7 protein-coding genes and 1 pseudogene are annotated in these 8,551 nt (G+C 68.1%); 4 read left to right on the forward strand and 4 right to left on the reverse strand.

Features of this window, described 5'->3' with window-relative positions; genetic code table 11:
• A partial coding sequence (locus EB084_14260; protein ID NDD29421.1) for a methionine--tRNA ligase occupies positions 1 to 681 on the reverse strand: 681 nt, incomplete at its 3' end.
• Between EB084_14260 and EB084_14265 the strand changes: the two genes are divergently transcribed.
• Complete coding sequence (locus EB084_14265) at positions 668 to 1,948, forward strand: amidase (GenBank protein ID NDD29422.1); 1,281 nt, start codon at positions 668 to 670, stop codon at positions 1,946 to 1,948. The genes EB084_14260 and EB084_14265 overlap by 14 nt on opposite strands.
• On the opposite strand, the gene EB084_14270 is transcribed toward EB084_14265, so the two are convergent.
• From EB084_14270 to ptsP, 3 genes and pseudogenes are all read right to left on the reverse strand, one after another.
• Entirely contained in the window at positions 1,932 to 2,417 is a 486-nt protein-coding gene (locus EB084_14270; GenBank protein NDD29423.1) for a hypothetical protein, read from the reverse strand. The genes EB084_14265 and EB084_14270 overlap by 17 nt on opposite strands.
• 210 nt (positions 2,418 to 2,627) lie before the next feature.
• Positions 2,628 to 4,412 (reverse strand): PTS glucose transporter subunit IIBC, encoded by a 1,785-nt coding sequence (locus tag EB084_14275; GenBank protein ID NDD29424.1) that lies wholly within the window; start codon positions 4,410 to 4,412, stop codon positions 2,628 to 2,630.
• A pseudogene (gene ptsP, locus EB084_14280) lies at positions 4,412 to 7,043 on the reverse strand (phosphoenolpyruvate--protein phosphotransferase). The gene EB084_14275 and the pseudogene ptsP overlap by 1 nt, the downstream one beginning before the upstream one ends.
• Before the next feature lie 89 nt (positions 7,044 to 7,132).
• On the opposite strand from ptsP, the gene EB084_14285 reads away from it, so the two are divergent.
• The 3 genes from EB084_14285 to EB084_14295 form a co-directional block, all read left to right on the forward strand.
• Positions 7,133 to 7,813 (forward strand): metal-dependent transcriptional regulator, encoded by a 681-nt coding sequence (locus tag EB084_14285; protein NDD29425.1) that lies wholly within the window; start codon positions 7,133 to 7,135, stop codon positions 7,811 to 7,813.
• A complete protein-coding gene (locus EB084_14290; GenBank protein NDD29426.1) occupies positions 7,810 to 8,088 on the forward strand; it encodes a ferrous iron transport protein A in 279 nt (92 codons plus the stop codon). Before EB084_14285 ends, EB084_14290 begins: the two co-directional genes overlap by 4 nt.
• Before the next feature lie 2 nt (positions 8,089 to 8,090).
• The coding region (locus tag EB084_14295; protein ID NDD29427.1) for a GTP-binding protein at positions 8,091 to 8,551 on the forward strand (461 nt) is incomplete at its 3' end.

The following is an 8,551-nucleotide window of genomic DNA, read 5'->3' on the forward strand; positions in this document are numbered from 1 at the left end:
GATGGTCTGGGTCTCATCGCCGGGCATCTTGATGCCCCAGTCGACGCTGCCGGTGCGTGACATGGGCACATCGTTGAGCCCCCCCAGGATGCGGCTTCGAATCTCGTTGCGACGGGCCTCGGGGCTCACGAAGTCGGGGTGGCTGTCGAGAAGTGCGAGAAGCGGCTCGGCGTAGCGCGAGAGAGCGAAGAAGTAGTTGGTCTCGCTCTTGCGCACCAGCGGCTTGCCGTTGATGGGCGACTTGTAGTCGCACTCCTGCGCCTTCGTGTCGGTGACGTACTCCTCCTGACCGGCGTCGTACCACCCCTCGTACACACCGGGGTAGACATCGCCGCTGGCCAGCAGCTGCTCGACGTAGCGCAGAACCCGCTCCTTGTGGCGTGGCTGGGTGGTGCGAATGAAATCGCTGCAGCGGATGCCGAGCCGCGCAAACGCGGCCTCGAAGGCGGCAGCATTGCGGTCGGCCCACGCCTGCGGCGTGACGCCGTGGGCGGCGGCCGAATCGACCACCTTGGCGGCGTGCTCATCAGTGCCCGTGAGAAAGAACACGTCATCGCCCTGCAGGCGGTGGAAGCGAGCCATGACATCTGCAATCGTGGTCGTGTACGCGTGGCCTACGTGGGGCCGGTCGTTCACGTAGTAGATGGGGGTCGTGACGTAGTAGGTTCTGGGGGCGCTCATCGCTAGGTGCTTGCGACGAGAAGCCCCCAGGTTCCTCCGCGCCCCTGACGAACCCCTTCGTGTGCAGACGCGAATCGACGGCTTCTGTCCGGACGGTCGGCTCCGGATCGATGGCACGGCCACAGGGCCCCTGGCAGGCCTCACCTTTGCCGTGAAAGACGTCATCGATCTCGCCGGATGGCCTACCTCGGCCGGAAACCCGGACTGGCAGCGAACCCACCCGCTGCCCACGACCACCGCGCCGTGCGTGCAGGCCCTCATCGACAGCGGGGCGAGCGTGGTCGGCAAGACCATCCTCGACGAGATGTGCGCCAGCATGAGCGGCATCAACGTGCACTACGGTACCCCCATCAACCCCGCCGCGCCCGACCATCTGCCGGGCGGCTCATCGAGCGGCTCCGCGGCAGTTGTGGGTGCGGGGCTCTGCGACTTCGCCCTCGGCACCGACACCTCGGGCTCGGTGCGCCTGCCGGCCGCCTACTGCGGCGTGTTCGGATACCGACCGTCCCACGGTCGCATCGACGCCTCTGGCGTGGTTCCGCTGGCCCCGAGCTTCGACACCGTGGGACTCGTGGCGAGCAGCGCGGCAGCGCTTGAGGCCGTGGCGCGGTGCAGCCTGCGTTCCGGTGCGCGCGAGGTCTCCTCTCCCGCGCGCACCCTCCTCGTTGCGGTCGACGTGCTCGGCTGCGCCGACGCACAGGTGCAGGAGGTGATCTCGATCTGGCTGCGCCGCGTGAGGGGGCGCTTTGATGCGATACGCCTCGTGGAAGCCCACGGCGGCGACCTCTACACAAGCTTCCAGGCCCACTGCACGTTGGTGGCGCACGAATGCCAGGCCATCCATCAGCCCTGGATCGACGCCGTGCGCCCGACCTTCGGCCCCGACGTGGGCAACCGCTTCCGGCCGGGGGAAGGACCGCCGCCCGCTGAAGAGGTGGCGACGGCGTCACGGGTGAGAGACGCCTTGCGCGCGCGCACGTCGGCGCTTGTGGGGCCAGAGACGGTCGTGCTGCTCCCCTCCACGTTCACCGTGCCGCCCCCGGTGGAAACGCCCCTCGATGCGCTGACGCGCGTCGAGCTGCTGTCCATTGCGTGCGGCTGCCTCGCGAGCCTCACCGGACTGCCCCAGGTGACGGCCCCCTGGGCCAGTGCAAACGGGCTCCCTGTGGGCGTGTCGCTTCTGGGCCCCCAGAACGGCGACGAGGGCCTGCTGGCCCTCGTGCGCGAGATCGATGAGGCGCTGGACGCATCTACGCCATCGCCGTGAAGCCCAGGCTCTGGGGAATGTCGCCCGGCGTGCCGACCACAGTGCCTGCTTCCTCGGGGTGCACCATGTGCTTGATGTAGGCGTCGAGCAGACGGGTCATCGGTTTGCCGCCCCCCTTGGCCTCCGCCTCGGCGATGCGCTTGAAGAGATTTTCGACATACGCTTCCTGCGGAGAGACCTGCGCGGTGCTGTCAGCAGACGCGGGTGCCGTGATGGCGCTCTCGGTGACGGGGGTGCCGCCGATGGCCTCCTGCGCATCGTCGGAGAGGCTCACGAGATCGTGGGTCGCCGACCCCAGAAGTCCCTGGGCCAGGGCCACCGCGCTGGTAAGGTCGAGCGGCGTGCTCGAGGCAGCGGGCGCGGCCTGCTTCTGCACGTCGTGATTCTTCTCTTTGTGGCCACCGCTGAGCAGCTGGCTCACCAGACCGATGCCCATCATCGCAACGTTCAGTCCACTGATCGGATCCATGATTGCCGTCCTCCTCGTTCGTCGCGCTTCAGCACGACCTCACACGCCCATCATAGGTGCGGCGTGTGAACGCGAAGAGATGATTCGATGAACAGGGTGTTGCGCCGATGTGAACAGACCCGTCACAGATGCAAACATCTTGCGACGCGATGTGAACACGCCCGCTTCGCACAGGTCGCGCAGCGACCGCAACACCCCTGGGCGACGCGCTCAGGAAGCGACGGTGACCCCCTGCTGCAGGCTCGACAGCGCCTGCGCAAGCGCAGAGGCCTGCTCCTGACCCGCAAGCAGATGCAGCAAGGCTGAAGCGCTTCCCTCGACCTGCATCACCTCGAGACCGGCGCGACGCAAGGCGTCGAGGTCGACCTGCTTGTCGTCTGCTAGGCGCACGCGGACACGGGTGAGCGCGATGGCCTCGACCTCACGCAGGTTGCTCGCACCGCCCAGCAGATCGGCCACCACCCGAGCGCGCGCACGCACGGCCTCGGTGACCACCGCCACGGCGGGAGCCGTGTCCTTCGGCGAGGGGTCTTGCAGGGCGACGGGCGCAGCCCCTCCCCCCTGCTTGATGATGAGCTCGATGTCGGTCTTGAGGTTCTCGGACATGGTGCCGAAGATGGCCTGCAGGCCGTTCCCCACCACCATGACGCCTGCGGCCCCGAGCGCCTTGAGCTGTTCCGGGCTGGCCTTCGACATGTCGTTCAGCCCCACGCGCAGGCGCGTGATGCAGGCATCGAGGTTGCTCAGGTTCCCCGCCCCGCCCAGGGCGGCGAGCACCCGCGCCGCCAGGCTGCCCTGCTCGGCGGCGCCAGTCGTCGCGGCGACCGTCTCGTCTTCACGTCCCGGCGTCTTGAGATCGAAGGTGTTGATGGCCCATCGGAACAGGCCGTAGTACACGAGGCCATAGACCGGGCCCAGCACCAGCACCACCCACGGGCGGGTGTCGATGGCGTAGTAGAGGGCGTAGTCGATGAAGCCCTGCGAGAAGGTGAACCCCATGTGGGTGCCGGCGAGCTGCATCACGAGAAACGCCGTGCCCGCGAGAACGGCGTGCGCCACATAGAGCACCGGTGCCAGGAACATGAAGGCGAACTCGATGGGCTCGGTGATGCCGGTCAGGAACGACGTGAGCGCGGCCGAGATCATGATGCCGTACACCTCGGCGCGCCGCCCCGGCTTCGCGCAGTGCCAGATCGCGATGGCGGCGGCCGGAAGGCCCCACATCTTGAACAGGTATCCGCCGCCGAGGATGCCCGCGGTCGGATCGCCTTTGAAGAAACGGGTGATGTCGCCGTGCACCACCTCAGTCGTGCCCGGCACCGAATAGCTCCCCATCTGGGTGAAGAAGGGCACGTTCCAGATGTGGTGCAGTCCGAACGGGATGAGCAGGCGCTCGACGAATCCGTAGAGAGTGACCGCAGCACTCGGGTTGTTGTAGGCCGCGTAGTCGGCGGCCGACTGGATGGCCGCCTGCACGGGCGGCCAGACGAAGCTGAGCCCGAGCCCCGTGAAGACGGCGGCGAAGGCCGTGGCGATGGGCACGAAGCGCTTGCCGGCAAAGAAGCCGAGATAGGGGGGCAGGGTGATGCGGAAGTAGCGATTGAACAGCGCCGCGGCGATGGCGCCGATCAAGATGCCTCCGAACACGCCCGTGTCGAGCGACGCGATGCCCATGATGGGCTTCGTGTCGAGATGACGGAAGGTCGCCATCACTCCCAGCGACCCCAGCATGACCACATAGCCCACCACTGCGGCCAGGGCCGACACCCCATCGTTGCCGGTGAGCCCCAGGGCCACGCCGATGGCGAAGATGAGCGGGAGGTTGCCGAAGATGGCGCCCCCCGCGTCGGCCATGACCTTGCTCAAGAGCGCGGGCATCCACGAGAACTTCGCGCTGCCCACACCCAGCAGGATGCCGGCAGCCGGCAGCACCGACACCGGGAGCATGAGCGACTTTCCGATCTGCTGCAGCAGGCCGAACGCCTTCTTGAACATCAGCGCACCTCCTCCGAACCCGTCGCCACCGAGTCTACCGCCAGCGCGCGCACGGCCGCCGCCGACTCGGCCACGAGCGCCTGCTCGGCAACGCGGGCGCAGCCCTCGAGGGCGAGACCGCGCACCACGTCCTTGATGGCGGGAATGGACGGCACCGCTACGCTCAGCTCATCGACCGGCGGCCATCTTGATGAGCCGAAGCACGGCCGGATGCAGCGCATCGGCCATGGAAGCGATGCGCGGATGCCCGCGATCGACGGCCAGGGCGTACTGGGTGAGATCGTTGGTTCCCACAGAGAAGAAATCCGCTTCCCGAGCCAGCGCATCGGCATTGAGCGCGGCGGCGGGCACCTCGATCATGATGCCGAGGGGCACCGGCGGCACCCCGAGCGACGCACGTTCCTCTTCGAAGATGACACGGGCGCGGCGCAGCTCGTCGACATTGGTGACCATGGGCAGCATGACGTGCACCGCCGCGAGATCGGCCGCGCGCAGGATGGCGCGGAGCTGGGTGCGCAGCAGCTCGGGGCGGTTCAGGCAGAGGCGCAGGCCGCGCTCGCCCAGGAACGGGTTCTCCTCGGCACCCACGGGAAGGTACGGCAGCGGCTTGTCGCCCCCCACGTCGAGGGTGCGGATGACAAGACGTCGCTCCTTCCCCAGCGCTGCGGCCACCGCGCGATAGGCCTCGGCCTGCTCGTCTTCAGACGGGGCGGCATCGCGTCCCATGAAGAACACCTCGGAGCGCAGCAGGCCAACACCTTCCGCACCGCTGTTCACCGCGGGCGCGGCCTCTTCCACCGTGCCGATGTTGGCCGCCACCTCGATCGACCGCCCATCGCGCATACGCGCCGGCTCGGCCGCGCGCGACCGCGCCGCCTCGCGGCGCGCCTGCTGCTCGACAATGGTCGCACGAACACGCGACACCTCGTCTTCGGATGGATCGACGCGCAGCGTCCCGGCGCTGCCGTCGAGGGCCACGAGCGAACCATCGGCGAGCCCACAGGCACGCGGGTCGATGGCCACCACCGCCGGCAGATCGAGGGAGCGCGCGAGGATGGCCACATGAGACGTGGGACCGCCGTGCAGCGTCGCAAAGCCCAGCACCCGCGAGCGGTCGAGGGTCGCGGTGTCGGTGGGGGTGAGGTCTTCAGCGATGAGGATGCACTGATCGGGCAGCGCGAACGGCCCGTCACCTCCCCCCGTGATGATGCGCAGAACGCGGTCGCGCACGTCGCGCACATCGATGGCGCGCTGCGCCAGCAGTGGGTTGGAGAGGGCCGCCAACGACTCGGCCAGGTCATCACACGCGCGACGCCACGCAAACCCGGCGCTCTTGCCGCGCGCGAGCAGAGCGCTCACCTGCTCGGCAAGGTCCGGATCATCGACGAGCTCGCGATGGGCCGCAAAGATCGCCGCAGACGCGGTGTCGACAGAATCTGCCACCCGCTGTCGCATGGCATCGAGCGCCATGCGGGCCTGCCCCAGCGCCCGTTCGAGCACGGCGCGCTCGCGGGCCGCGTCGGCCGCGGTCTCGCTCATCTCGAAGGCCGCGCGCCGCAGCTGGAAGACGCGCCCGATGGCCTGACCCGGCGAGGCAGACAGCCCCCTGAACGTGCCGGGCGGGTCATCGACACGAGGCGGAGCAGGGCTTGCTTCTCCTGCTGCCAGGGGCGCTGCCGACGGCGCCTCTCCGTGCTGGGCCGTTTCACCGAACGCTTCATCGGCCAGGCGCACGAGTGCGTTGACGGCTGACTGGGCGTCAACGCCGCGGGCTTCGAAAGAGACCTGCGCATCCCGGGCGATCTCGAGCGCCATCACCGCCGTGACGCTCTTGGCGTTGCCGCGGCGGTCACCACAGATCACCGACACCTCGCTTCGAAACTGCCGGGCACAGGCCGCGAGCGCCGCCGCCGGACGGGCGTGCAGCCCCTGGAGATTGACGATGTACACCGACGCGGAGGCAAGGCTGGCGGAATCTGTATCGACCTCAGTGCTGCCCCTCGAATCTCCCGTGGCGCGCAGATGCGCCACCAGCACCACATCGCGGCCTGCCCGCACACACCCGCGAGACGGCTCCAGACGCTCCACGAGATCGCCGGTGGGGATCACGATCTGGGTGAGAAGGCTTCTGGCGCGGCGCGCCACCGCATCGGCGTCGAACTCGATGAGCGCTTGCCCGGCAGTCACCGCCTGGCCGCTGGAGACCAGCGCTCGGAAGCCCTCTCCCTTGAGCGTCACCGTGTCGAGACCGATGTGGATGATGACCTCGAGTCCGCTGGCGTGGGTCAGCGTGAGCGCATGCAGCGCGGCGTGTATCTGGGTCACCGTTCCCGCAAAGGGGGCAAGGAGCGTCGTGCTCAGCGGATCGAGGGAGACGCCGTCTCCCACCATGCGCGTGGCAAAGACGGGGTCAGGCACCTCATCGATGGCCAGCATGACACCGGAGAGCGGCGCAAGCAGCGTGATCTTCTCCAAAGCGACCTCCTCCACGCAGGGTGTGCGCGATGGGAAGCAGTTCGCGCTTCGCACCTCGCCGGCCTTCGCCGCGTCCACGGGTGAAGGCGTTCTGCCCGAACCTGGCCGGGGCCTTGCCGAAGCTGCCGCCAACGGCACGGTGACGCCGATTCGCATTGACTTCAGGCCAGCGATAGCCTATACTCCAAAAGGCCTTAGGCGCGCCTAACAGCATCAGTTCAGTCTACCAAAGCAAGAGGTCAGCAGTGAAAGACACAACGGTGAGCATGTCGGCCAGCGTGGAAGACTACCTGACGGCCATCTACCGGCTCACCCCCGCGGGAAAGCCGGTCGGACCCAGTCGTCTGGCCGAGTTCATGGGGCTCTCAGGCCCCTCGATCACGCTCATGGTGAAGCGGCTCACCGACCAGGGGCTGGTCCTGAAGAACGACGGCCGAGGGGTTGCCCTCTCAGAAGACGGGTCGCATCGCGCCCTCGCCGTGCTGCGCAAGCACCGCCTGGCCGAGCGCTTCCTGGTCGATCAGCTCGGCCTCGACTGGGCCCTGGCCCACGTGGAGGCCCATCGCTTCGAACACGCCCTGTCTGATGCCGTCACCGACGCGCTCGAGCGCTATCTCGGAAAACCGGACCGCTGCCCCCACGGTCAGCCCATCCCTGACGCGAACGGCTACGTCGCGCCGAGCACGGCGATTCCGCTGAGCACCCTGGCGGTCGGTGCGCGTGGCCGCGTCGAGAGCGTGGCCGACGACGACGCCGGGCTGCTGCGCTGGCTTGCAGAAGTGGGCATCGTCCCCGGCATCGAGCTCGAGGTGCGCCAGCTCGACCCGTCCGGCGCGTTGCTGCTGTGGGTAAACGGGCACAGCATCGCGGCAGGGCCCAGCGTGGTGCGCCACATCCTCGTGAACCACACGGAGGTGACGCCGTGAACGCGCCACTCCCCTCGTCGGCCCTCCATCGACCGCTTGGAACCCTCGAAAAGGGCGCCAAGGGAACCGTCGTGGCCCTGGTCGACATTGCCGACAGCGCGCTTGCGCCCGGCGAGCTGCCAGAGCGGCTGCTCGAGATGGGGTTTGTGGAAGGCACGCCGGTCGAGATCCTGCACGAGGGGCCGGTGGGTCGAGACCCCGTGGGCATTCGCCTGTTCGACTGCGTGATCGCGCTGCGACGACAAGAAGCCAACGCCATCATCGTGGACAGCTGACCATGGCCCAGATCTCGACGAGAACGCCGCTCGTGGCGCTGGTGGGAAATCCGAACTGCGGAAAGACCGCGCTGTTCAACGCGCTCACCGGCAGCCGTCAGAAGACCGCAAACTATCCGGGCGTCACAGTGGAGCGCAAGGAGGGAACCGTCACCTGTCCATCGGGGATGCGCCTGCGGTTCCTCGACCTCCCCGGCACCTACAGCCTCCGCCCAAGAAGCCCGGACGAGCAGGTCACGCACGACGTGGTGCTCGGTTCGAGCACCTACGAGAGCGTGCCAGACGTGATCGTGTGCGTGGTCGACGCCACGAACCTGCACCTCAATCTACGGCTGGCCCTCGAGCTGAAGACCCTGGGGCGCCCCACCGTGGTGGCCGTGAACATGATGGACCTGGCCGAGCGCTATGGCCACGAGCTCGACCTCGAGGCCATGTCGCGAGCGCTCGAGGTGACGGTCGTGCC

Source organism: Pseudomonadota bacterium, assembly GCA_010028905.1.
Lineage (GTDB): Bacteria > Vulcanimicrobiota > Xenobia > RGZZ01 > RGZZ01 > RGZZ01.